This is a genomic window from Bacillus sp. Bvel1, assembly GCF_014872755.1.
GTDB lineage: Bacteria > Bacillota > Bacilli > Bacillales > Bacillaceae > Bacillus > Bacillus velezensis.
In genome coordinates this window covers 79,213-102,202 of record NZ_JAAOBZ010000006.1, presented here as the reverse complement: position 1 = coordinate 102,202, position 22,990 = coordinate 79,213, and the positions used below count along the sequence as shown (strand labels likewise).

Here is a 22,990-nt window from a genome sequence, read left to right as displayed (position 1 = left end):
GTTGTTTGTGAGGAATAAGGCAAGATGCTGTTTCGTACTCTTTACAGTAGATCATCTTTTATGATGCGCTTAGCATATTTATTGGATGGAAGGGCCGTTCCATCAGCGGCTTTTTGAATAAAGGGGGAGTAGTAATATGACAACACTCGGTTTTATGTCTGTATCCCGCCGGCACGAAGAAGATTACGCCGGGGAATTGGCTGAAAGAGCGCCTCAATATAATGTGCGCTTAGCCCGCTTTACACCGTTTGATATATTTCCGGATTCTTTGCGCGTGAAAGCGCTCGTCTATCACCCGCAAAGCGGAAAGTGGAACGAAACGGAAATCGATATTCCCGAATATATTTACGACCGCTGTTTTTACGGAAAATCCGCTGAAGCGCAAAAAGCCAAACCGATCGTCGAATGGCTGAAAAAATATCCGAAAACGGAATTTATCGGGCGGGGGCTTCCTGATAAATGGACGGTTACAGATGCGCTCCAAAAGCATCATCTGATCAGTCCCTATATTCCTGAAACGGCCGAAGTCAGCCGCTATGAACAGGTGCAATTATACTTAGCCAAGGAAAAAGCATGTATACTTAAGCCCGCTTTCGGCGCGGGAGGCAGAGGCATCATCCTGCTTGAAACAGGCAAAAAATCAATTACCGCCACTTACTATATCGGAAAAAACAAACAAACAAAATCATTTTCCAATCACGTGTCTTTTAAGTCTTGGTGCAAAAAAGTGCTGCAGCACCGCTATTTGCTTCAATCCTACTTAAATATCCAGGATAAAGAACGGCATCCGTGCGACATCCGCATTTTCATGCGCAAAACGGAGTCAGGCGTTTGGGAAACGGTCGGAAAAGCGGTCAGAAGGGGTTATCAGAACGGTCTTTTATCTCATTTGCCCGGAGGATCAGAACCGATTAAGTTTGACACATGGTTTGAGGAAATTCCGAGAAAGCAGCAGGCCGTTTTATTGGATGATGTCTTTTCGATCACCCAATCCGTTCCTTATTTCCTTGATGAACGGTTCGGACCGCTGTTTGAGCTGGGGCTCGATATTTGTTATGCCAAAGACGGACGCATCTGGCTTTTGGATGTCAATTCAAAGCCGGGACGGAAAGCTATTTTAAGCGTGGCTCCGGAGGCGAAAGAGGATTTGTATACGGGTCCGCTGAGACGCTTCCGCGAACTTCAGTCACAGGACAGCAGGAAGGGAGTATTACCGCGTGAATCATAAAGGGATGATTGTCGGCATCGATAAAAAAAGCAAAAATACGCTGTTTCTCCCCTCCTCCATGAAACGGGAAGGGCTTTTATCCGCTGCCTTCGGGACCAAGGTTGTCAAATGCCGTGTAGCCTTTTCTCAATCACTTGAAAAAAGCGCGCTCCTTTCTGAAGATTTGTTTGAGGAGCTGTTGATACCGTATAAAAGCCGGGCTGACTTTCTCATACACGGCCAGACGGTGCACATCGGACCGCTGATCGGCGTTTTCACAGCCGGGTTCACATCATCGCCGTCCCGCCCGTTAAGAGACCGTACAGCCTTCTTTTCCAAGATGCTCTCACTTCATGAACAGGCGAACGGATATTGTTTCGTTTTCGGAGCTCATCAGATCAACTGGGAAGAAGGCACCGTCCAAGCGCTGATTTATAAAGAAAACAGCTGGAAACGGACGTCCGTCCCGCTTCCGAATGTCGTATATGACAGGCTCCCGAGCCGAAAAACGGAAGGAGTTCCGCTTTTACAGCAGACAAAACAGAGGCTGATGAATGACTATCAGATTCCGTGGTTTAATCCGCAATTCTTTAATAAATGGGACATTCATAAGCTTCTGGAAAAAAACAGCCTCACCGCTTCACTCCTGCCAAAATCTGTCCTGCACCCGAATGCAGAGGCGTTAGAGACGTTATGCAACACATTTGACACCGTCTATATCAAACCTGCAGACGGCGCACTCGGAACGGGGATTTACAGGGTGGAAAAAACAGATGCCGGCTTATCTGTCAAACACACGAATGAGGAAAAAACGGTGGTGACGGCAGAGTATTCAGATGCGGCATCCTTCATGAAATCATTTAAAGAAAACAATGACCCGTCCGCATTTTTAATTCAGCAAGGCATTGACCTGATCCGGCTGGATGGACGCCCCGTCGATTTCAGGGTGCACACGAATAAAAACGCCGAGGGGAAATGGACAGTGACGGCCATTGCAGCAAAAATTTCCGGTGAAAACAGCATCACGACGCATCTGGCAACCGGCGGAGAAGTCAGGACGTTAGCTGAATTATACGGCGATCCGCGAGAGAGAGTCGGCATGATGCGGAAACTTTCCAAAGCCGCCTTGGCGGTCAGCCGCGTGTTAAATGAGCACATTGAAGGTTTTATCGGCGAAATCGGTTTTGACCTCGGCGTCGATCATTCAGGGAAAGTTTGGATGTTTGAAGCCAATTCCCGCCCCGGGCGCAGCATTTTTTCCCATCCGAAGCTGAGATCGGTCGATTACCTGACAAAACGGAGAAATTTTGAATACGCGTCCTATTTATCAGAACGGTCCATCACCGCCCCGGAAAAACTTTGGCGGTGAGGCTGTCTTTTTTGGGTTTTACCCGGGACAGGCACAGAATGATGAGCTACAATGAACAAGATCAACATTTCCTACAAGGAGCGTGAACGTCATGATTTCGCACTTCAGCTGGAAACCGTTATTCAAAAAAGAGAAACTGCCCGGATGGCGGATTTCATTTTACTGGCAGGGTACGCATTATGAAGGGATTTACCATAAGTCCGGTGACATTGAATGGGGACACACACATCCGGGAAAAGAAGAGCCGGCTCTCGTAAAAGAGCTGCACGAATTAATGCTTTATCACATATATGACTGAAAGCTAAAAGCTCAGCCGCATCAGGCTGGGCTTTTCTTTTTCCTTCCGCTATTTACCACCCGGTTTTCCGAATGAGATGCCGTTTGATTCACCATAATACGTAGTACAAAGCGGCAAACAGCATTGGGTGAAGCCGAGCTGGCAATGGTTTTCATTCCGAAAATCATCGGCTGGTGCAATTCCAGCAAACCCAACCATACTACTTAATAAAGGAGATCATACAAATGGCAAACAACAACTCTTCAAACCAACTATTAGTACCCGGCGCTGCTCAAGCAATCGACCAAATGAAATACGAAATTGCTTCTGAGTTCGGCGTAAACCTTGGCGGAGAAACAACTTCTCGTGCAAACGGTTCTGTCGGAGGAGAAATCACGAAACGTTTAGTATCTTTCGCACAGCAGAACATGGGCGGCCAAGGCGTACAATAACTCAATAAATGGCTTACAGAAGGCGCGGGATACCGCGTCTTCTTTTATGCCGTCACCCTTTTTTCCTATTCCACATACCCTAGGAAAAAGGAGGGAAAACATGTCATTCATTGCCTCAGTCAATTGGGAGCTGTTTCAGTTCGTAAGTGTTTCTTTGGTCAATGAATATGTTGCCCACCATTTCCCGTTTATTCACAGGCATTCTTTTCCCCGCTGCTTTGAATGATATAATGAGCGGCGAGGAGGTTTTTTACATGAACATCGCTTTACTCGGAGCAACGGGAAGAGTCGGACAGGCTTTTATAAAAGAAGCGCAGAAACATGGACACATGGAAATATTCGCTCTTGTCAGATCAGCCGGAACAGTCCTTCCCATTCCTGAAAAACAGATCATAACAGGGAATGCGAGGCGGCGGGAAGATGTCAGCCGATTGATTTCCAAAGCGGACACAGTCGTGAGCTGTCTCGGCACGGACGGTGACGATACCCTTTCAGCCGCTATGACCCATATAATAGACGGCATGAAACGGCATCATGTTCAGCGTCTGATTACGATCGGCACCGCGGGTATCCTTCAATCACGGCTTATGCCTGATCAATACCGTTTTGAATCGGCAGAATCAAAACGAAAATCAACAAGAGCCGCAAAGGAACACGCCCGCGTATACGAGATGCTGCTGGCAGAGGATCTTGACTGGACGATCATCTGCCCCACCTACCTTCCTGACGGAGACGCTGCCGGAGTTTACCGGTTCGAACAGGATCGCCTTCCTGAAGACGGCGCCGAAATCACAGTCGGAGACACGGCGCATTTTCTGTACCGCGAGCTGATCAGCCCGCAGTTTGTCAGAAAACGGGTGGGACTGGCTTACTGAATGAAAAAAGGGCGAATCTTTTGATTCACCCTTTCCGATTACACCGCGGATTTCGCCGTTCCTTTCTGTAATTCATACATTTGATGGTACTGCCCCTTTTGCGCCATTAATTCGTCATGGCTTCCCTTTTCAATGATGCGGCCCTTTTCCAGCACGAGAATCTGGTCTGCGTGTCTGATCGTGGAAAGCCGATGGGCGATAATAAATGTCGTGCGCCCTTCTTGAACGACTTGCAGCGCTTTTTGAATGACCGCTTCTGTTTCGGTGTCAATGTGCGCCGTCGCCTCATCCAAAATTAAAATGGCCGGATCGAACACAAGCGCTCTTGCAAAAGAAATCAGCTGACGCTGGCCTGAGGACAGTGTGCCGCCTTTTTCGGTGACGGACTCTCTGATGCCCTTCGGCAAAGATTGCAGAAGGCTTGCGGCGCCGACTTGGCGAAGCGCTTCTTCCGCCTGCTCCAGAGAAATACGCTGATCATCGAGTGTCACATTGGAGCCGATCGTGCCCGAGAAAAGATACGGGTCTTGCAGCACAATGCCCATATGCGACCTCAGCTCCTGCCTTGACATGCTGTATATGCTTTTACCGTCCAGCAGGATATCCCCTTTTTGGGCATCATAAAAACGGAACAGAAGATTCAGGATGGAGCTTTTGCCGGACCCCGTATGGCCGACGAGGGCGACCGTCTCCCCTTTTTCAGCTGTAAAGCTGATGTGTTTCAGCACCTCTTCTCCCTTTCGATATCCAAAAGAAACATCGCGGAATTCCACTGTCCCTTCCGCCTTTCTGTCTGCGGGAGCGCCTTCTTCTTCCGTTTCCTCCTCCTGTAAAAGCTCGAATACTCTGGCGGCAGAGACACGGGCCAATTCAAGCTTCGAAAATTGGTTGACAATCCCCGTAACCGGCTGGAACAAACGGTTTAAATAATCAACAAATGCATATAAAACACCGATCGAAACAATTCCGGCCGCACTCAGACTCGCGCCTCCGAAATACCAGATCAGCCCGACAAACGCCAGATTGCGCAACACATTGACAAGACTGTGGGACATGAGGGAATTTAAGGACAGCATTTTGTTTTTGTAGCGGAAATGAGCTTCATTCAATTCTTCAAATTCCTTCATCGTTTCCTTCTCGCGGCGGAACGCCTGAATAATCGGCATTCCTTGAATGGACTCGTTCATTTTCGCATTGATGTCACTGTTAATGGAACGGATTTTTTGATTGAAGACGGATGCGTATTTGCGGTACACAACCGACCAGATCATTAAAATCGGAATAATCAGAAGGCAAACGGCGGCCAGCCTGACGTCAAGCATAAACAGCGCCGTAAAAATGCCGAGCATATAAACGCCGCTTGTGATAAATGTCGACAGCACCGTTACATATAAATCCCTCACCGCTTCTGTGTCATTCGTAATACGGGCCACGACTTTTCCGGCAGGCAGATTATCAAAGTAGCGGATCGGCATTTTCTGAATGTGTGAAAATACATCCTGCCTCATGCGCTGTATGATCCGGTTCGCTCCCATCTGCAGCAGATAATGCTGACCGTAATGAAAACATACGGAAAACATGAGCAATCCCGCATAAATGGCGGTCAACGTCAGCAATCCTTTTATTTCCGGACGGTAAAATTCAAAAATCTCCTGTCTTGATAACGTAATGACGGGATATGACCTGCTTTCTTTACCGTTTGATATTGTCAGCCGGCCGTCAGACACCGAACGGTTTCCGTCAAAACTGACGGGACGGTCAACAAAATAGTAGCCCGCACCGACTTGATAAATGTGCGCCTCTCCGGTTTTATCCGCCCCCGGTTTGAGCCGGTCCTCCCTGACATAATCATGCCCCCGGAACCTGACGGCGCCCGGATCGTCCGCAGAGGCTTTAACCCATGTTTTTTCAATGCCGAGAATGTGGTCATCAATCATTTTTTTTCCGATAAACGGACCGGTCAGCTCAGTGCCGACCGCAATAATGAGCAGGACGACCGCCCATATCAGCAGCTTCTTATATTGAAGCGCGTAATTCCATAATCTTCTCCCGGTCTTCATGCGCCCGTCCCCCCTTCTTCAAGAGAGGACAGCTGCTGCCTCTCATATTGTTTTCGATACCAGCCGTTCTGCGCCAATAGCTCCCGGTGCGTGCCTCTTTCAGACACCCGGCCTTCGTCCATGACGAGAATGAGATCTGCGTGTTCAACTGCCGAGAGCCGGTGGGTGGTGATAATCGTTGTTTTATGCCGCCGTTTTTTACGGATGCTGTCAATGATGGCGGCTTCCGTTTTCGCGTCTACGGCAGAAAGCGAATCATCTAATATGAGAATATCAGGATCGGTCAAAAGCGCTCTCGCAATTGAGATGCGCTGCTTTTGTCCGCCCGAGAGCGCTACGCCCTTCTCGCCGACAAGCGTCTCAAGCCCGTCGGAAAGCATGCCGATATCGTTTTCAAAATGCGCATCTTTCAGCGCGCCGCCGATTTCCTCTTCGTTTGCATCCTGCCGTCCGTAAAGCAGATTCTCCTTTACAGTCTTAGAAAATAAAATATGATCCTGCGGCACATAGCCGATCCACCCGCGGAGCTCCTCAAGAGGGATCTCCTGAATCGGAACGCCTGTAAACGTGACCTCTCCCGCACCGGGCGGATATTCACGCAGCAGCTGCTTAATGATCGTCGTCTTTCCGCTTCCCGTCTTCCCGACGATGCCGAGTGTCTGCCCTTTTTCTACGGAAAAAGATACATCGGAAACCGCCGGTCCCGCTCCGCTCGGATACGTGAAAGTCACTTGTTCAAAAACAAGACGCCCGGGCTCCTTGATGCCGGCGGGGCGCTTGGGCCCGATCACGTCAGGCTCATAGGAAAGCGTCTCATTGACACGATCCAAGGAGGCATTGCCGCGCTGCATGATATTGATTAATTCTCCGATCGCAAACATCGGCCAGATCATCATTCCGAGGTACACGTTAAACGATACCAGCTCTCCCAGCGTCAGCCGGTTTTGAAAAACGAGATAAGCGCCGTAGCCGAGACCTATGAGATAGCTGAGGCCGACGAGAAGTTTCACAGTCGGTTCAAAAAGTGAATCGATAAACGCCACTTTCATATTTTTCTCATATACATCCGCCGTCATATCACCGAACCGGCTGACATCATTTTTTTCCTGCACAAATGCCCGGATGACCCGGACGCCGGATACCGACTCCAGCACCTTGTCATTTAATGATCCGAAAGCATCCTGCGCTTCCGTAAACCGCTCATGGATCTTTTTTCCATACAGGCTGACCGCAGCCGCCATTATCGGCAGCGGAATAATCGCGGCAAATGTCAGCTTCCAGCTGATGAGAAGCCCCATTGTCAAAAATATCGTCAGCATATACATCGTCGAATCAACGAGCGTTAAGACCCCGAAGCCCGTCGTCATACTGACGGCCTGCAGGTCATTTGTCCCCCGCGCCATTAAATCGCCCGTTCTGTATTTCTCGTAAAACGGCGGTGACATTTGAAGAAGCCTTCCCATCAGTTTTGACCGGAGAATTTTCTCCATGACATTCGCCCCGCCGAAAAGCTGATACATCCAAAAATAAGACAGTAAATAGACGGCTGCCGTTAATGCGAGAAAAACACATATGTAAAACAGCATCCCGCTTTTCGTAAACACGCCCGCCTTCATATCGTCTATCGCATTACCGAGAAGTTTAGGCGGAAACATCTCAATGACATTCACAATCAATAACAGAACAATCGCTGTCGTATAGCGCAGCCAATAGGCTTTAAAAAACCACGCGAGCTTTTTTAATACAGTAAACAAATACCGTCATCCCCTTTCATCAATCAGCCGCCCTCAAGCTTTTCCGGATTGTTTTTCATTGTTTTCGCTAATGCCGCCACATGCATCACACCTGTCTTTCTTTCATTTTTTTGTATAAAAAAAGACATGAAGCCTCAGCTCCATGCCTCTTATTATTATAAATAAGGTACAGACCCGCCGTTTATGCGCGACTGCCCCGTTTTTAAGCAAATGTTCAGAAAACGGAAGCTGTATGGAAGTCACGCCGGTATTCAGCTGAAGATGAGTTGACAAGCTTTAGTTTTGACATGATCCATACCTCCTTTTTCCTATATTGTTCCTTCATCATATAAATAAATCCTTTTTTTGTCAATGCGGGTTTTACATTTCTGCCGCACGGGTATTGTAAAACAAACCTTTTTTACTGAAAGGATGAGGCTGATGTTTCACGCAGACCGGTTGATAGCAGCTTTTGACGGAAGTGATGATAGTAAAAAAGCGCTTCAAAAAGCCATAGACCTTTCAAAGACGTTCCACGCGGATTTAACGGTCGTACATTCCCACAATGCAAAAGATACCCAGACGATTGTTGATCCCCCGAGGCCGGGAGCCGGGGCAACGTATATCGGCGGCGGGATTGCAAGCGTTCCTGACCCGCTCCAGGCGGAAAGAATCTCCCCTGATCCGATGATTTATGAAGACCGTACGGAAGAAATCGTGGCGGAAGCGAGAATGCTGATGAACGACAGCCAGATTGACGGGGATATCGACATTTTAGAAGGTGATCCCGCTGATGCCATTATCGAGCATGCCGACCGTATATCGGCGGATTTGATCGTCATGGGGAGCCGGGACCAGAACAGGCTGAAAAAACTTTTATTCGGAAGCGTCAGTGAAAAACTGTCATCGAAATCCGATATTCCCGTGCTGATCGTAAAATAATTCTTTCTGTAAAGCAGCTTAATCAAAAGCTGCTTTTTTTACAGCTCCCGGCTGTTTCTTCTTTTTTTCGGCATTACAAAAAAACTCGCCATGATCAAAAAATCGATGCACAATACGACAGACCAGCCCTTTAACAGTCCGCTGAGCGCTTCGGTGCGGGAAGCGTCCTGAATGAGAAATACCGTTCCGGCTAAAAGAACGCCGCCGATGACAAATGCTAATACATGTCTTCCCCATCCTTTTGCATAATGTTTGGCATAATCCAGTCCGTACCGCTTGACCGGTTTTGCCCCTTCCTTTACCACATAATAGCGGAACCGCTCATCCGCCCACTGAATCATGCTTTTTCCGAAGGCGACAGACACTCCGATATAAACGGCCGCCACTGCATGCGCCATAGTCGCCGCCGCCCCTCTGTATAAATCAGCTGCGGCCGCCAGAAACAGTACGGCATCCAATATAGGAATGAGAGCGAAAAAAAACATTCCGAGCTTTTGCCGCCTGAATATATAGCGCGCAGCCAATCCGAAGATGACAGCCGCCCAAAAAGCAGCCTCACAAATGACAATCAACCAAGCAATCGCGTTCAATCCGGTTCCCCCTTATCGTTTTCTAAAATGCATTGTATCACTGCTTTTTATTTAATACAACTGTATTACAAAATTGCAAGAAAAAATATTTCCTGTTACACTGGAACCATGCCTAAAATAATCGATCATGAAAAAAGAAGAAAACAAATAGCCGAAGCCACTTGGCGGACGATTTTGGAGCGGGGAATGGAAGGAGCGACAGTGAGAAACATCGCCCAAGAAGCGGGTCTTTCTTTAGGCGCGCTGAGGCACTATTTCACCACCCAGGATGAGCTTTTAGGGTATGCGATGACACTCGTAAAAGAAAAAGCGGCCGCCAGAATTAACGAAGTTGCCATGAAAGATCTGCCGCCGAAAGAAAAAGCGGTGCGTCTGATGCTTGAAATTATCCCGACAGATGAAGAAACGATGGCTGAAATGGAGGTGTGGTTCGCTTTCACAGCTTATGCCAGACATAAGGGAGAAGAGTTTCAACCCCAGCAGGACGGGATCTTGGCATATATCCGCGGCCTGATTGACTGGCTGGATGAAAATAAGCTTCTGAAACCGAATCTTGATAAAGAAACCGAAGCGGAGAAAATGTACGCTATCGCCGACGGATTGGCGCTGCATGCCATGCTTGAACCTGATCGTCTTTCAAAAGAGAAGATCTCCCGTGTACTCGTTCAGCATATCGAATCTCTTTTTATCTGACTGGAGCAAAAAGGCCGGATGTGTTCCGGCCTTTTTTTCAGCTTATGACTGAACGCCGAGCTCCTGCTGAATGTGCGACTGAAAAGCCTCCTGAATCGTTTTGGCTACAGGTCCCGGCGATCCGCTTCCGACCGGTTTTCCGTCAAGGGTTACGATCGGGATTAATTCAGACGTGGTTGACGAGATGAAAATTTCATCCGCATCTCTGAGTTCCTCTTCGGTAAGAGCCTTCTCCCGCACCTCAATCCCGTTTTCTTTCATCAGCTCTAACAGTTTCATCCGCGTAATGCCGTTTAAAATCAGCTCATTTGCAGGATGCGTCCGGACGGTGCCGTTTATGACGGCGTATACATTGGATGAGGTTCCTTCCGTGACCGCCCCGTCCCTTATCAGCACGGCTTCATAAGCGCCTGCTTCATAGGCTTTTTGTTTTATCATCACATTATACAGTAAATTCAGACTCTTAATGTCACACCTCAGCCAGCGTTTGTCTTCCGCCGTGATGGCCTGCGCTCCGGCTTTTTGTTCATTTTCCGGTTTTTTCACTGAAAAGGTGTATGCCGTCGTCTGCGGCTCCAATCCTTCGTCATACTGGTGCTTCCGCGGCGCCTTCCCTCTCGTCGTCTGTATATAGACCCCGCCGTCAATGAGTTTGTTTTCCTGTACGAGCTTTTGCAGATCCCATTCTATGTCCTCTGCGGAGAACGGCAGGGTGATGCCGATTTCTGCGGCGCTTCTGAAAAGACGGGCGATATGCTCACGCAGACCGAATAAGGCGCCGTTATACACTCTGATGACCTCATACACACCGTCACCGAATTGATATCCGCGGTCCTCAATATCAACTGCCGCTTCTTCACGATCAATCAACTGGCCGTTTACTAATGTCTTCATGTAAACCCTCCTAATCGTTATCTGCCGTGATGTGCATTCTCAGCTGTTATTGTCAACTATTCTATCATACTGAACGAGCCGGCTGCGGAGTTTATTTTTTTCTTAAAATCTTATTATTCGACATCTTTTCTATGTCTTTTCCAGTTTTGTTCCTGTATACTTGATTCGACATACATATGCTGTTAACTTATGGCACTTCGCAAGCCTCCGCTGTTATCGGCATTATGCAGAAACTTATGCTACTGGAGAGATTGTTATGCGCAACACAAAAGAAGGTGCTTCCCCTTCTCTGTTTTCATTGGCTTTTAAACTTACGAGTTTAGCAGTTTTGTGCGGACTGCTTCTGGTAATCGTCATAATGGGATATTCCGCTTCCGCCGCAAAAAACAAACAGGTCACCGTGACCGCAAACGGGCAGCTTCGGGATGAAGCAGAAAGCCTGCGGCTGAAAAATGATTCTCCCGACGTCTTAATGAAACATTTGCAGAAAGAGCGTGACCCAGGGAAAAAAACGGTATATTTAACCTTCGACGACGGGCCGTCTCCATATACTGAACAGCTGTTGAATGTATTGAAGGCAAATGGCGCAAAGGCCACTTTTTTTATGCTTGAACCGCGGATGAAAGCCTATAAGCATTCCGTGCAAAGAGCGAAGCAGGAAGGGATCGCGCTGGGCCTGCACGGCGTGACGCACGATAATCACCTGTTTTATCAAACACCGACATCACCGCTGAACGAAATGCAGCAGGGACGCGATACGCTCGAGACAATCACTGGAGTAAAAACGGATCTTGTCCGCACGCCTTACGGCAGTAAACCGTCATTGACGGATGCCCAGATTAAGAATCTCGAAAAAGACGGATTCGTGTACTGGGACTGGACGATAGACAGTGAAGACTGGAAGTACAAAAACGCGCGGTACGTGCCGGAAGTATTGAATCAGCTCGCATATTTGGAAAGCGTTCATACGAGCAGGCCGCATGTCATTTTAATGCACGATCTGCCTGCGACGGTGCACGCTTTACCGAGCCTGATCCAAAAACTGAAAGCTCAGGGCTACTCCTTTGATGTTCTGACGGATCAAATGATTCCCGTCCATGAATAAGAAAAGCCGGATCTGTATATGATCCGGCTTTTTTTATGTCGCGGCGCTGATCCGTTTTGCAAATTCACCGATCTTCTCATGGATGACAAGATCAAATAAATGGTCGCAATATGTCGGCTCTAGGTTAATGATCACTTGCTTCAAACCGGGAATCCGGCCCGCATCCTCAGGGACAAACCTTGCCGGCGCCACTTCAAGCGAAGTGCCGATCACAAGAAGAAGATCAGCTTTATCAAGCTTTTCATAAAGGGTTTCAAAATGCTGAACGAGATCGCCGAACAGCACGACATCCGTCTTTAATACGGTGCCGCATACCGCATGATCACCGATTTCGGCCGTACATTCCGGCACTTCGTCCTTCAGCAGATGAGAAAGCCCGTAGCGCGCTCCGCAGCGGGGGCATGCGGCGGTCTGAATTGAACCGTGAAGCTCATAGACACTGCTGCTTCCCGCTTTCTTATGCAGTCCGTCAATGTTCTGCGTGAAAATGTCTACCTGCTTTCCCCGCTTTTCAAGATCCGCCAAATACGTATGGCCGGCATTCGGCTCATAGCTTCCGCTCATTTTCATCTGAAAGAGCTGTTTGAATTTAGGCCAGAATTCACGCGGACGGCGTTCAAAGTATTCCCTGCTCATCGCTTCCATTCTGGAGGTGTCTTCGGTCCATATACCGCCCGCCGAACGAAAATCGGGAATGCCGGATTCCGTGCTCATTCCCGCTCCCGTCAGCACCAGGATACGTTCAGCCTGATTGATCAATGTTATAAACGCTTCCACTCTTCCACCGCCTTTTCTTTTTATCATATCATGAAAAAAGAACGGCGCCTGTTATGCCCGTTCTTTTTCTCCGGAATGATCCTTCACATGAACCGGATCATCGTGGCTCTTCTGTTTTACGAATACATTCTGGCCCGGATAGGCGAACTCCACGCCTTCCTCAGCAAAAATATCAATAATCCGGCGGTTGATATCCTGCCGCACGTCCAGGCTTTCCGCCCAGACGATGGTCTTTGTGTAAAAGTTGAAAAACAGATTGTAATAGCTGTCCGCAAACACGTCAAAGTTAACCATAATCGTATCATCATGCACGCCTTCATGTTCACGAAGCATTTCCCTGAGCCTTGTGATACACCGCTCTAAACGATCAATCGGCGTCGCATAAGAAACACGAACGGAAAACGTGACCTGGCGCTTCGTCATCCTCGTCCAGTTTGTGATGGCTTCCATGGACAGCGTTGAATTGGGTACGGTAACAAGCGCCCCCTGCGCCGTCCGGAACCTTGTGCTTCGGAATGTGATATCTTCAACGCCCCCCGTCACAGATGACGTCTCGACCCAGTCGCCGATCGTAAACGGCTTTTCCGTAATGATGATAATGCCGCCGAAAAAATTGCTGATCGTATCTTTAGCCGCAAGCGCGAAGGCCAAGCCGCCAAGTCCGAGTCCGGCCACGAACCCGTTTACATCATAATTGAATTCCTGCGCGATCACACTGACGCTGAGCGCGAGAATGACAAAGCGCAGCACCTTGGATAAAAACGGCGCCAAAATGTCATCCATATCAAGCTCAAAGCGCTGATTGACTTTATGAAATAAAAACGAAGACGCCGATGTCAGATTGCAAAGCCCCCAGGCGATCAGCGCTATGATCAAAGAGCGGTACATTTTTTTGACAATGTCCATCTGCCCGTCTAAAAACGGCGAATACTCAATCGCCAAAAACAGACCCAGCGCCACGAAAAACCATCTGGCCGGCTTGTCAAACGCTACGGCAATCTGTTTGAATATGTCGGTTTTCGGCTTGTTCGCCAATTTGTAAATGAGCTGAAAAAAGTATTTGACAAACAGTTTTCTCAAAACGAGAAAAGCCGCTAAAATTCCGATGCTGATACTGATCTGCAAAATATGGTCAAGAGTAAAAAAGCTCTGAAATTGTGTCATCATGGCATATGCTCCTTTGTCTTGTCGAAAATCTATTATACTAAAACATTCGGACATCAGCTTGTTTTAATGTCTTTAGGCAGCCTGAAAAACCCCGGCCTCAGAGCACAGCCGGGGTTTTTCACACATTCGTTCATCTTTCAGCCAGATACAACAGGGTCAGGCACTATTTCTTCTTTGATTGTGTCTGTTTCAGGAGAGTCGCTTTTTGGATTTCAGCATCGGTTTCGGCCTTAATTCTTTCTTCCACTTTCAATCTCCCTTTTCCCATGATCTCGCCTCCTTTTTGCCATTATAAATCATCACTGCGGATTGTAAACCGAAAAAAGCACTATCTTTATTCCAAAAAAATACTGTTTTGCACATTCACCAGTTTGAATCGCTGTGCATATACGAATCTGATATAATAACAGAAATGCCCATGAGGGGAGCTGACAAGCTTGTATACCATCGCTCATCGCGGCGCATCCGGTTACGCGCCCGAAAATACATTTGCGGCATTTGATATCGCTGCCGAAATGAACGCTGATTTCATTGAGCTTGACGTCCAGCTCACAAAAGACGGCCAGATTGTCGTCATCCATGATGACAAAGTCGACCGGACGACGAACGGCTCCGGTTTTGTAAAAGATTTTACGCTGAAGAAGCTGCAGTCTCTGGACGCCGGCAGCTGGTATGGGGCTGAGTTTAAAGGGGAGCGGATTCCCCTGCTCGAAGAGGTTCTGAAGCGTTATCATTCTGAAATCGGATTTTTAATTGAACTGAAAGGGCACGTTTCTCAAGTCGGTCTTGAAAAAGCAGTCGGCCAGCTGTTAAGCAGGTTTACCTTTTCCATTCACCCTATCGTTCAATCATTCAGTCTCAAGTCGATTCAGACCTTTCACGACATGTATCCGTCCGTTCCGACTGCAATTATCGCAAGACCCAGCTTCGGGATGTTTTCCAAAAGCCAGCTGGCCGCTTACAAATCAGCCGCAAATTATGTCAATATTAAATATACCCGCCTGAATCGGTTCTTGATTTCCACCGCTCACAAACACGGCCTGAAAGTATTTGCCTGGACGGTCAGAAATCACAAGACGGCCGAAAAGCTGCAAATGATGGCAGTTGACGGCATTGTAACTGATTTTCCGGATATTATTTCTAAGGATGGCTGATATGAAACAATACATCGCAATTTTTATCGGAGGCGCGCTTGGCGCATTGCTCCGCTTTGAAATGAGCGCGCACATTCACAGCGGATCTTTCCCGGGTGCCACTTTCCTCGAAAACGCGGCGGGAAGCCTTTTACTCGGTCTTATTACGGGTTATTTCATCATTCGGGCTAAACGCCCTCTTTTGACCGCCTTTTTAGGAACCGGTTTTTGCGGAGGTTTCACGACGATGTCAACCTTCGCAAAAGAAACCATTTTTCTGCTGCAATCGTCTCCCGCAGCGGCTTTTTGTTATGCTGCCGCGACTTTATTCGCTGGTCTTGCCCTTGCATACGCCGGCATTTTTTTGGGACGGCGGATTGCCCTTCACGCAGCCGGAAGGGGGGCATGATACGCCATGACGATTGTCCTGATGGTTATCGCGGCGGGTATCGGAGCGGTATTACGGTCTCTGCTGGGTAAGACAATTTCAGAAAGAACAAAAGGTTTTCCGATTCCGCTTGGAATGGCTGCGGTCAACCTGCTCGGCTCCTTCGGCCTCGGCATATTCACCGGCTTGGGTCTGGATAATCCTTCTGCCGGCGTCATCATCGCGACGGGCTTTTTCGGTGCGTTTACGACCTTTTCCACCTTCAGTATTGAAGCCGTGCAGCTGATGATGAACAACCGCATAAAGGAAAGCCTGCTCTACATCGCTGTTTCAGCAGCCGGAAGCCTTTTGGCGTTCTGGTGCGGCTTTGTAATGATATCCATTTAAAAAAACCTTGAGCTTATTTTTCGCTCAAGGTTGCGTTATGAAGCATGACCGTTTCCGGCACGGGCAGCGGGCGGTTTATTGTCCCCTGACCGCCCGGGCGGCCCTGTTCTTCTTTGAGTTCAAGCTGTTTAATAAACCGGCCGTCCATTTCTAATATGAGGGCAGTGTATCCCCCGATTTGTATCGACTCACCCGCACAAATGTCAATATTCCGTTTCAGCACAAGACCGCCGATCGTGTCGACTTCCTCTTCAATCTCTGCGCCGAGAAGATGATTCACCTGATCGATCCGAACCTTTCCGTCCAGCACATAATGGCGTTCGGACAGCTTTTGAATCTGCGGCTGTTCGTCCTCATCAAATTCGTCTCTGATATCGCCGACGATTTCTTCAAGTATGTCTTCGGTCGTCACAAGACCGGACGTTCCGCCGTATTCATCAGACAATATCGCCAAATGAATCCGTTCTCTCTGCATTTTTATCAGCAGGTCGTGTATCGGGATCGTCTCGATGACTTCAATCACCGGGCGGACGTAAGACATGATGGATACTTCCGCTTTTTCATCTTCTGTCATAAACAGCAGATCTGAAAAGAGATGCTTCGTATTGATCATGCCGATGACACTGTCTTTGTCCCCGTCCGTTACGGGCCAGCGCGTATATTTGTCTTTCAGCATCATATCAAGCATTTCCGGCACGTCCATATCAGTGGAAACAGCCGCGATTTCTTTTCTCGGGATCATGATCTCCTTGGCGATCCGATTATCAAAATCAAAAATTTTATTCACAAATGTATATTCAGACGGATTGATTTCTCCGTTTTTTAAACTTTCTGACAGCAGGATCCGCAACTCTTCTTCAGAGTGGGAGCCTTCATGCTCAGATGCCGGCTTTAATCCGGCCAAACCGGTCAGAATTCTCGCGGAGCCGTTCAGCACCCAAATAAACGGGAACATGAACACGTAAAATAACCGAAGCGGTCCGGCAATCCATAACGTCAGCTTTTCCGCTTTTTGAATCGCAACCGTTTTAGGCGCAAGCTCACCGACGACGACATGTAAAAACGTAATCAGCCCGTACGCCGCAGCAAAAGCAATCACATGCTCGGCTGAATCCGGCAGCCCCATACCTTGAAACACAGGATGAAGCATCCGCTCAAATGCAGGCTCTCCCAGTACGCCGAGCCCGATGGATGTGAGTGTAATGCCAAGCTGCGAGGCGGATAAATACTCATCAAGATCCGTAATGATACGCTTTGCGAGCACCGCCCGTCTGTTTCCTTCTGAGATGAGCTGATCGATTCTGGATCTCCTCACTCTGACGATCGCAAATTCACTCGCCACGAAAAATGCCGTTAACGCAATGAGCACACCGATTAAAATCAAACTGTCAATATCGTCCATTTCACCTTATCCCGAATTGAAGGATAAGGACGTCACCTCCTGATTTCATCGTTTTTTCTTAAGCGAGAGGAACGAAATGGGTGATTGACTACACAGAGGGCCCCATCCTGCCACCTCCTAAGTCAAAGCATGATTGTCATTTGTATAGTTTATTGTATCACAACTCCATTCTTTCATCATTTTCAGATTTTTCATCATATAAAAACAGCCTTCAAAAAGAAGGCTGCCGTTATCTGCTTCGGAAATGATTTTCTAAACAAAGCGCCGTATTAATCCCCCCGAATCCCATGCTTAAGCTTAACGCATGGTGTACGGTATGGGCGCTCGGCCCGTCGGTCACCCACTGAAATGAATCGTCAATCGGCTCCGTTAAGTTTCGGATCGGATGAAGCTTGTTTTCCCGCATTTGCAAGAGAACAGCAATGATTTCCACCGTTCCGGCCGCACTCAGACCGTGTCCGGTAATCGATTTTGTCGCATTAATCCGCGCGTGCGACAGGCCGCTTTCAGAAAGCGCCCGGCATTCAGTCTTATCTCCGATCGGCGAACCGGTGCCGTGCGGGTTGATGTAATCGATCTCTTTCGCTGAAAGACCGGCCCGCTCCAGCGCCTGGCGGATCACCGTCATTTCGCCCTCTGCTGAAGGATTCGGGTTGCGGTTCGCATCGGAAGCCATCCCCCAGCCCTTTAAGCCGGCCCACGATCGTGCGCCCCTCTCTTCGGCAGATTCAGCGCGTTCCAGCACAATCGCCCCGCACGCCTCTCCGAATATAAACCCGTCCGTATGCCGGTCAAACGGGCGGCAGGCTGCTTCAGGCCGTTCAGCGTATGTATCAGTACCCATCGCTCCCAAAGAACGGAGAGCGTGACACTCCATGTACGACAGATCGGCCAGCGCCCCGATCACGATGCACCGGTCAAACAGGCCTCCTATGATTCCTTGAGCAGCCTGGATAACCGCCGCCTGGCCGCTTGCCGACGCGCCGCCGACCGTAAAGGCCGGCCCTTTTATCCCGAATTGCTCCGTGCAAAGCCCCGACAAATCACTATCCATAAAAGAAAGCCCGTATGTCGGATTTACAAATTGCGGCGTTTCACCGTTTTTCTCAAAGGCCTGCAGCAATTCGCGCTGCGTCATATTCGACCCGCCGATGATCAGACCGGTGCGGCTGTGATCAGCGCCGTCTAATTGAGCGTCATGCCACGCTTCATATAAAGCGATAAGCGCCGTCTTTCCTGATAATGCGGCCCTTCGGTACAAGCGCTTCGACAGCGCGTCCGGCGGCGTTAATTCGCTAAGCTCCGCGCCGATAAACGAACTGCCTTTCTGCCGGCCGGGACGTTTCATCACATCAAAGGCGTGCCGCCCCTCCATGAGCGCATCGAGAAACGCCTCCTTGCCTTGTCCGACCGCGGTTAAGACTCCGATTCCTGTAATGCTGATGTCTGATGTGCCATTATTTCTCCTCGACATTTGTCCGTTCTCCCATCTTTATGTATTGGAAGCTATGAAGAAAAATCTTGATACAGTGCTTTGAAAATATCGCGCGACTGTCTGATCTGTTCCGAAGGCACGCTGAAAGATAATCGGAAATAGCCGCTTTTTCCAAATCCGCTGCCGGGTACGATCAATAGTCTGTATTTCTGTGCGGCATGCATGCAGAACGCCACCTCGTCTTCAATCGGTGATTTCGGAAAGACGAAAAAGCCTCCTTTCGGCATTTCAAATTCGAAGCCGGCTTCTGTGAGGATGTCCACCATAAGGTCTCTCCGCTTTCTGTAAGGTTCAGCGTCAATCGAAAGATCATCCATTTTCGCCACGGCGCGCTGCATCATGACCGGAGCGTTCACAAAGCCGAGCGTCCGGTTGCAGAAAACGAACGCATCCGTCAGAAGATCGCCCTCAGGCATTTGGGCGTCCGCCGCGATATACCCGAGCCTTTCCCCCGCAATGCCGAGATCTTTACTGAACGAACTGACTAAAATCACGCGGTGATACGCCTGAAACGGATTCGCCTGCTCTTCTCCGTAGATCAGCTGGCTGTACGGTTCATCAAATAAAATAAATATGCTTTGGCCGTTCCGCTCTTCGGCTTCTTTTAATAAGGCGCCCAATTCGTTAAGGTTTTTCTGGCTGAGCACAGTCCCCGTCGGATTATGCGGCGTATTAACGATCAGTCCTTTCGTACGGGGGGTGATCGCACCTTTAACCGCTTCAATATCAATCTCAAATGAGTCAGTCAGCGGGCAGATGACGGGTCTGCCGCGGTAATTTTCAACATACGCTTTATATTCCGCAAAATAAGGCGAAAGAAGGATGACTTCTTCCTCCGGGTTTAAAATGCTCTTCAGCGCGACATTCAGCGCCCCGCCGGCTCCGACCGTCATAACTGTATGCCTGGCGGAAATTTCTGTCTGAAACCGCTCTGACAAAAAGCGGGCAACCTTTTCTCTCGCCTCCGGAAGCCCTTGGTTTTGTATGTATCCGTGCCGTCCTGTTTCAGCCGCTTCGCATAGCGCCTTTTTAAATGTTTCAGGCGGCTCCGCAACCGGATTTCCTATCGAAAAGTCAAACACCTTATCGGCGCCGAACTCTTTTTTCAGCCGAGCGCCTTCATCAAATAGTTTGCGTATCCATGAACCTTTCTCCAGGTTCTGTGTCACTTCCCTTGATAAACCGGCCACTGTCATCTGTCCCTTCTGTCTTTTTCTGCCGTTTCTATTTACAATGATTATGAAAGATTTACATGGCGCAGTCAACGCTTTTTCAGACAGCCTGCCGCCCCGTTTCAGGAGAAAGACGGAAAACAATAAACTTGTGCAAACTCCCCTTCATATATTAAACTATTCTCATAACTATAACGTGATGGTTGGGGAGGGATTTAGATGGGGCTGAGACTTATCGCATCAGTGAATTAGCAGAGCTTGCCGGTGTAACGAAACGCACGGTGGATTACTACACAAACCTCGGGCTTTTAAAGCCTGACAGGTCTTGTTCGAACTATCGTTACTACGATACACTTGCACTTAATCGGTTAAAGTTTATAGTCGCTTGTAAAAAGCAGCGATTGGCCCTGTCTGATATAAAAGATCGACTGGAGAACCAGTTTCCCTCTTCAGCCCTGCCTGACGATGTTGGAAATCTGGCATCGGAAATTGATCATATGAATCAAAACATCTCCGGGATCTTGAATCGGTTTGAAAAGCTTGAACCAGAGGAGCGCGCCCAGCTGAAAAAAAGGCTGGCTCCTGAAAAGCTTGCAGTGCTTCAATCATTTATGCTGCTGTTAAGTTAAACCATTATCTTACTAACAGGAGGTGTTACCTTCATCTTCCCAAAAGGAGTGAAGGTTCTAATTGGACATTGTGAATTTGATTTTAGTCGCGGTTTTAATCGCGCTGACGGCATTTTTCGTAGCATCTGAGTTTGCGATAATCAGAATCAGAGGCTCACGGGTTGACCAGCTTATAGCAGAAGGAAATAAAGCCGCAATCGGTGTCAAAAAAGTGACCACGCATTTAGATGAGTATTTATCGGCGTGCCAGCTCGGCATAACATTGACTTCCATCGGTCTTGGTGTCTTAGGCGAATCAACGATTGAACGCTTGCTTCACCCGCTTTTCACAAAGATAAACGTACCAAGCTCATTATCGCATATTATTTCATTTATTCTCGCCTACGCGATCATTACATTCTTACACGTGGTCGTGGGAGAATTGGCGCCGAAAACAGTCGCCATCCAGAAAGCGGAAGCCGTTTCAATGCTGTTTTCGAAACCGCTCATTTGGTTTTACCGCATCATGTTCCCGTTTATCTGGCTTCTGAACAACTCCGCCCGTCTTTTAACGAAGACGTTCGGTCTGGAGACGGTGTCTGAAAATGAGCTTGCCCACTCTGAAGAAGAGCTGCGCATCATTTTATCGGAAAGCTATAAAAGCGGTGAAATCAACCAGTCTGAATTTAAATATGTGAACAAAATCTTTGAATTTGACGACAGACTTGCAAAAGAAATCATGATTCCGCGTACGGAAATCGTCAGTCTGCCGCATGATATCAAAATTTCTGAAATGATGGATATCATTCAGATTGAAAAATATACCCGGTACCCTGTCGAAGAGGGTGACAAAGATAATATTATCGGCGTTATTAACATTAAAGAAGTGCTGACCGCCTGCATCAGCGGCGAAGTATCAGTCGACTCGCCGATTACGGATTTTGTCAATCCGATCATCCATGTGATTGAGTCGGCACCGATTCACGATCTGCTTGTAAAAATGCAGAAGGAACGGGTTCATATGGCGATTCTGTCGGATGAATACGGCGGAACCGCGGGGCTTGTCACCGTTGAAGACATTATTGAAGAAATCGTCGGGGAAATCCGTGATGAATTTGATATCGATGAAATCAATGAAATCCGCAAACTCGGCGACGGCCATTACATGCTTGACGGCAAGGTCCTGATTGATCAAGTGAACGAACTCCTCGGCATCCATTTGGAAAATGACGAGGTCGACACCATCGGCGGCTGGTTCCTTACCCAGAAATACGACGTCGAACAATACGACTCGATTATCGAAGAAGGCTGTGAATTTATCATTAATGAAATTGACGGCCACCACGTCGCATATATCGAAGTGAAAAAACTGGCGTTTGATGAACTGCTGGAAACCGCCGAACAAAAAGAAGCATAACAAAAAAGCTTGCGCGTCTGATACAGACGGCAAGCTTTTTTCGTTTTACAGTTGTTCAAGTTTTTTCTCAAGCTCTTTAATTCTGGCATTCAGCTCTTCTGTCATGGCCGCAAGCCTCTCCTTCGGCGCAAGATCGGAAAAGTCCTCCAAAAAAATCGGCTCGCCGATGATAAGCCGCATTTTTCCCTTTTTAAACAGCGCTTTTCCAGTAGACGGCCCTTTATATGCGGCCGGAACGAGCGGCGCTTTCCCCATTTGGGCGATGGTCACGGCCCCTCTTTTCAGCGGGACGTCTTCAGAAGTTCTCGTGCCGCTCGGAAAAATCCCGACAATCTTCCCTTCCTTCAGAAGCTTAATCGGCGTTTTAATGCTGCTCGGACCCGGATTTTCACGATCAACCGGAAACGCGTGAATCTTCTTTAAAAAACTTCCGATCCACTTTTTCTGAAACAGCTCTTTTTTCGCCATATAATGAATCTGATGGGGCAATATCCCGACACCGAGCGTGAGGACGTCCACCCAGCCCGCATGCGTGCACGCGATAACGAATCCTTTATCAGACGGAAGATTCTCTTTATTGTATACTTTGACTCCTCCGCGCAGAGAAAGAATGAATTTGATGGCATTTGCACAAAACTTATACATAACGCACTTCCTTTGTTGTAATGATCAAAAGTGTTCTCTCTCTATTATAACAATATTTTTTATTACCTGGTACTAATAAATATATTTTTCCTCCGCCGATCTCTATCTTTTATGACGGATTTTGGGTACTATAGAGAAATGGTGTTTGATGAGGTGAAAATGAATTTAAGCCGTTTGCATGGAACGTGCAACTTTAAACCTT

The 22,990-nt window shown here is 48.1% G+C and carries 25 protein-coding genes; 14 read left to right on the top strand and 11 right to left on the bottom strand.

Features of this window, described 5'->3' with window-relative positions; translation table 11 throughout:
* Nucleotides 1-136: 136 nt before the first annotated feature.
* The 6 genes from HAP68_RS04575 (at nucleotide 137) to HAP68_RS04555 (ending at nucleotide 4,180) form a co-directional block, all read left to right on the top strand.
* Nucleotides 137-1,228: a YheC/YheD family endospore coat-associated protein gene (locus tag HAP68_RS04575; RefSeq protein WP_014304716.1), complete on the top strand. Its 1,092-nt coding sequence runs from the start codon at nucleotides 137-139 to the stop codon at nucleotides 1,226-1,228.
* The gene (locus tag HAP68_RS04570) at nucleotides 1,218-2,576 is read left to right on the top strand and encodes a YheC/YheD family endospore coat-associated protein (protein ID WP_003155277.1); all 1,359 of its coding nucleotides are present in this window, start codon (nucleotides 1,218-1,220) and stop codon (nucleotides 2,574-2,576) included. The genes HAP68_RS04575 and HAP68_RS04570 overlap by 11 nt, the downstream gene beginning before the upstream one ends.
* Before the next feature lie 82 nt (nucleotides 2,577-2,658).
* Complete coding sequence (locus HAP68_RS04565) at nucleotides 2,659-2,874, top strand: YheE family protein (protein WP_012117190.1); 216 nt, start codon at nucleotides 2,659-2,661, stop codon at nucleotides 2,872-2,874.
* Nucleotides 2,875-3,098: 224 nt separating this feature from the next.
* Complete coding sequence (locus HAP68_RS04560; RefSeq protein ID WP_003155280.1) at nucleotides 3,099-3,305, top strand: alpha/beta-type small acid-soluble spore protein; 207 nt, start codon at nucleotides 3,099-3,101, stop codon at nucleotides 3,303-3,305.
* A 100-nt stretch (nucleotides 3,306-3,405) separates the two neighbouring features.
* A complete protein-coding gene (locus tag HAP68_RS19505) occupies nucleotides 3,406-3,531 on the top strand; it encodes a hypothetical protein (protein ID WP_003155283.1) in 126 nt (41 codons plus the stop codon).
* Nucleotides 3,532-3,559: 28 nt separating this feature from the next.
* Nucleotides 3,560-4,180 (top strand): NAD(P)-dependent oxidoreductase, encoded by a 621-nt coding sequence (locus HAP68_RS04555; protein WP_003155285.1) that lies wholly within the window; start codon nucleotides 3,560-3,562, stop codon nucleotides 4,178-4,180.
* A 38-nt stretch (nucleotides 4,181-4,218) separates the two neighbouring features.
* Here the strand turns inward: HAP68_RS04555 and bmrD are convergent, their stop codons facing one another.
* Together bmrD and bmrC are read right to left on the bottom strand one after the other, a co-directional pair.
* Entirely contained in the window at nucleotides 4,219-6,240 is a 2,022-nt protein-coding gene (bmrD, locus tag HAP68_RS04550) for a multidrug resistance ABC transporter ATP-binding protein/permease BmrD (protein ID WP_024085076.1), read from the bottom strand.
* On the bottom strand, nucleotides 6,237-7,994 hold the full coding sequence (gene bmrC, locus HAP68_RS04545; protein ID WP_003155288.1) for a multidrug ABC transporter ATP-binding protein BmrC: 1,758 nt from the start codon (nucleotides 7,992-7,994) through the stop codon (nucleotides 6,237-6,239). The genes bmrD and bmrC overlap by 4 nt, the downstream gene beginning before the upstream one ends.
* Nucleotides 7,995-8,414: 420 nt before the next feature.
* Here bmrC and HAP68_RS04540 point away from each other — a divergent pair, with 420 nt between their 5' ends.
* Complete coding sequence (locus HAP68_RS04540; RefSeq protein ID WP_003155289.1) at nucleotides 8,415-8,915, top strand: universal stress protein; 501 nt, start codon at nucleotides 8,415-8,417, stop codon at nucleotides 8,913-8,915.
* 38 nt (nucleotides 8,916-8,953) lie between these two features.
* Here the strand turns inward: HAP68_RS04540 and HAP68_RS04535 are convergent, their stop codons facing one another.
* On the bottom strand, nucleotides 8,954-9,505 hold the full coding sequence (locus HAP68_RS04535) for a hypothetical protein (RefSeq protein WP_003155290.1): 552 nt from the start codon (nucleotides 9,503-9,505) through the stop codon (nucleotides 8,954-8,956).
* Between the two features lie 108 nt (nucleotides 9,506-9,613).
* On the opposite strand from HAP68_RS04535, the gene HAP68_RS04530 reads away from it, so the two are divergent.
* Nucleotides 9,614-10,198, top strand: a complete 585-nt coding sequence (locus tag HAP68_RS04530; RefSeq protein WP_015388489.1) for a TetR/AcrR family transcriptional regulator — start codon at nucleotides 9,614-9,616, stop codon at nucleotides 10,196-10,198.
* Nucleotides 10,199-10,240: 42 nt separating this feature from the next.
* Here the strand turns inward: HAP68_RS04530 and dat are convergent, their stop codons facing one another.
* Nucleotides 10,241-11,092 carry a D-amino-acid transaminase gene (gene dat / locus HAP68_RS04525; protein ID WP_003155292.1) on the bottom strand — a complete coding sequence of 284 codons (852 nt, stop codon included), beginning with the start codon at nucleotides 11,090-11,092 and terminating at the stop codon, nucleotides 10,241-10,243.
* 256 nt (nucleotides 11,093-11,348) lie between these two features.
* Between dat and HAP68_RS04520 the strand changes: the two genes are divergently transcribed.
* Nucleotides 11,349-12,197 (top strand): polysaccharide deacetylase family protein, encoded by an 849-nt coding sequence (locus tag HAP68_RS04520; protein WP_014304711.1) that lies wholly within the window; start codon nucleotides 11,349-11,351, stop codon nucleotides 12,195-12,197.
* A 33-nt stretch (nucleotides 12,198-12,230) separates the two neighbouring features.
* Here HAP68_RS04520 and HAP68_RS04515 read toward each other — a convergent pair whose 3' ends face one another.
* From HAP68_RS04515 to HAP68_RS04505, 3 genes are all read right to left on the bottom strand, one after another.
* A complete protein-coding gene (locus HAP68_RS04515; RefSeq protein WP_178091922.1) occupies nucleotides 12,231-13,001 on the bottom strand; it encodes an NAD-dependent protein deacylase in 771 nt (256 codons plus the stop codon).
* A 24-nt stretch (nucleotides 13,002-13,025) separates the two neighbouring features.
* Nucleotides 13,026-14,141, bottom strand: a complete 1,116-nt coding sequence (locus HAP68_RS04510; protein WP_003155296.1) for a mechanosensitive ion channel family protein — start codon at nucleotides 14,139-14,141, stop codon at nucleotides 13,026-13,028.
* Nucleotides 14,142-14,304: 163 nt separating this feature from the next.
* Nucleotides 14,305-14,409 carry a YhdX family protein gene (locus tag HAP68_RS04505; RefSeq protein WP_003155299.1) on the bottom strand — a complete coding sequence of 35 codons (105 nt, stop codon included), beginning with the start codon at nucleotides 14,407-14,409 and terminating at the stop codon, nucleotides 14,305-14,307.
* Between the two features lie 169 nt (nucleotides 14,410-14,578).
* On the opposite strand from HAP68_RS04505, the gene HAP68_RS04500 reads away from it, so the two are divergent.
* Genes HAP68_RS04500 through crcB form a run of 3 tightly spaced genes read left to right on the top strand, consistent with a single transcriptional unit; the run spans nucleotide 14,579 to nucleotide 16,049 of the window.
* On the top strand, nucleotides 14,579-15,295 hold the full coding sequence (locus HAP68_RS04500; protein ID WP_024085074.1) for a glycerophosphodiester phosphodiesterase: 717 nt from the start codon (nucleotides 14,579-14,581) through the stop codon (nucleotides 15,293-15,295).
* A gap of 1 nt (nucleotide 15,296) precedes the next feature.
* Nucleotides 15,297-15,683, top strand: a complete 387-nt coding sequence (locus HAP68_RS04495) for a fluoride efflux transporter FluC (protein ID WP_024085073.1) — start codon at nucleotides 15,297-15,299, stop codon at nucleotides 15,681-15,683.
* 6 nt (nucleotides 15,684-15,689) lie between these two features.
* Nucleotides 15,690-16,049, top strand: coding sequence for a fluoride efflux transporter CrcB (gene crcB, locus HAP68_RS04490; protein WP_024085072.1), 360 nt, complete (start codon nucleotides 15,690-15,692; stop codon nucleotides 16,047-16,049).
* A 13-nt stretch (nucleotides 16,050-16,062) separates the two neighbouring features.
* Here the strand turns inward: crcB and HAP68_RS04485 are convergent, their stop codons facing one another.
* From HAP68_RS04485 to HAP68_RS04475, 3 genes are all read right to left on the bottom strand, one after another.
* A complete protein-coding gene (locus tag HAP68_RS04485) occupies nucleotides 16,063-17,451 on the bottom strand; it encodes a hemolysin family protein (RefSeq protein WP_003155303.1) in 1,389 nt (462 codons plus the stop codon).
* 229 nt (nucleotides 17,452-17,680) lie between these two features.
* The gene (locus tag HAP68_RS04480) at nucleotides 17,681-18,925 is read right to left on the bottom strand and encodes a beta-ketoacyl synthase N-terminal-like domain-containing protein (RefSeq protein ID WP_024085071.1); all 1,245 of its coding nucleotides are present in this window, start codon (nucleotides 18,923-18,925) and stop codon (nucleotides 17,681-17,683) included.
* A 32-nt stretch (nucleotides 18,926-18,957) separates the two neighbouring features.
* Nucleotides 18,958-20,142 (bottom strand): pyridoxal phosphate-dependent aminotransferase, encoded by a 1,185-nt coding sequence (locus tag HAP68_RS04475; RefSeq protein ID WP_003155305.1) that lies wholly within the window; start codon nucleotides 20,140-20,142, stop codon nucleotides 18,958-18,960.
* A gap of 179 nt (nucleotides 20,143-20,321) precedes the next feature.
* Here HAP68_RS04475 and HAP68_RS04470 point away from each other — a divergent pair, with 179 nt between their 5' ends.
* On the top strand, nucleotides 20,322-20,747 hold the full coding sequence (locus tag HAP68_RS04470) for a MerR family transcriptional regulator (protein WP_014304704.1): 426 nt from the start codon (nucleotides 20,322-20,324) through the stop codon (nucleotides 20,745-20,747).
* A 61-nt stretch (nucleotides 20,748-20,808) separates the two neighbouring features.
* Nucleotides 20,809-22,143 carry a hemolysin family protein gene (locus HAP68_RS04465; RefSeq protein WP_003155308.1) on the top strand — a complete coding sequence of 445 codons (1,335 nt, stop codon included), beginning with the start codon at nucleotides 20,809-20,811 and terminating at the stop codon, nucleotides 22,141-22,143.
* 45 nt (nucleotides 22,144-22,188) lie between these two features.
* On the opposite strand, the gene HAP68_RS04460 is transcribed toward HAP68_RS04465, so the two are convergent.
* Complete coding sequence (locus tag HAP68_RS04460) at nucleotides 22,189-22,788, bottom strand: lysophospholipid acyltransferase family protein (protein ID WP_003155309.1); 600 nt, start codon at nucleotides 22,786-22,788, stop codon at nucleotides 22,189-22,191.
* Between the last annotated feature and the right edge of the window lie 202 nt (nucleotides 22,789-22,990).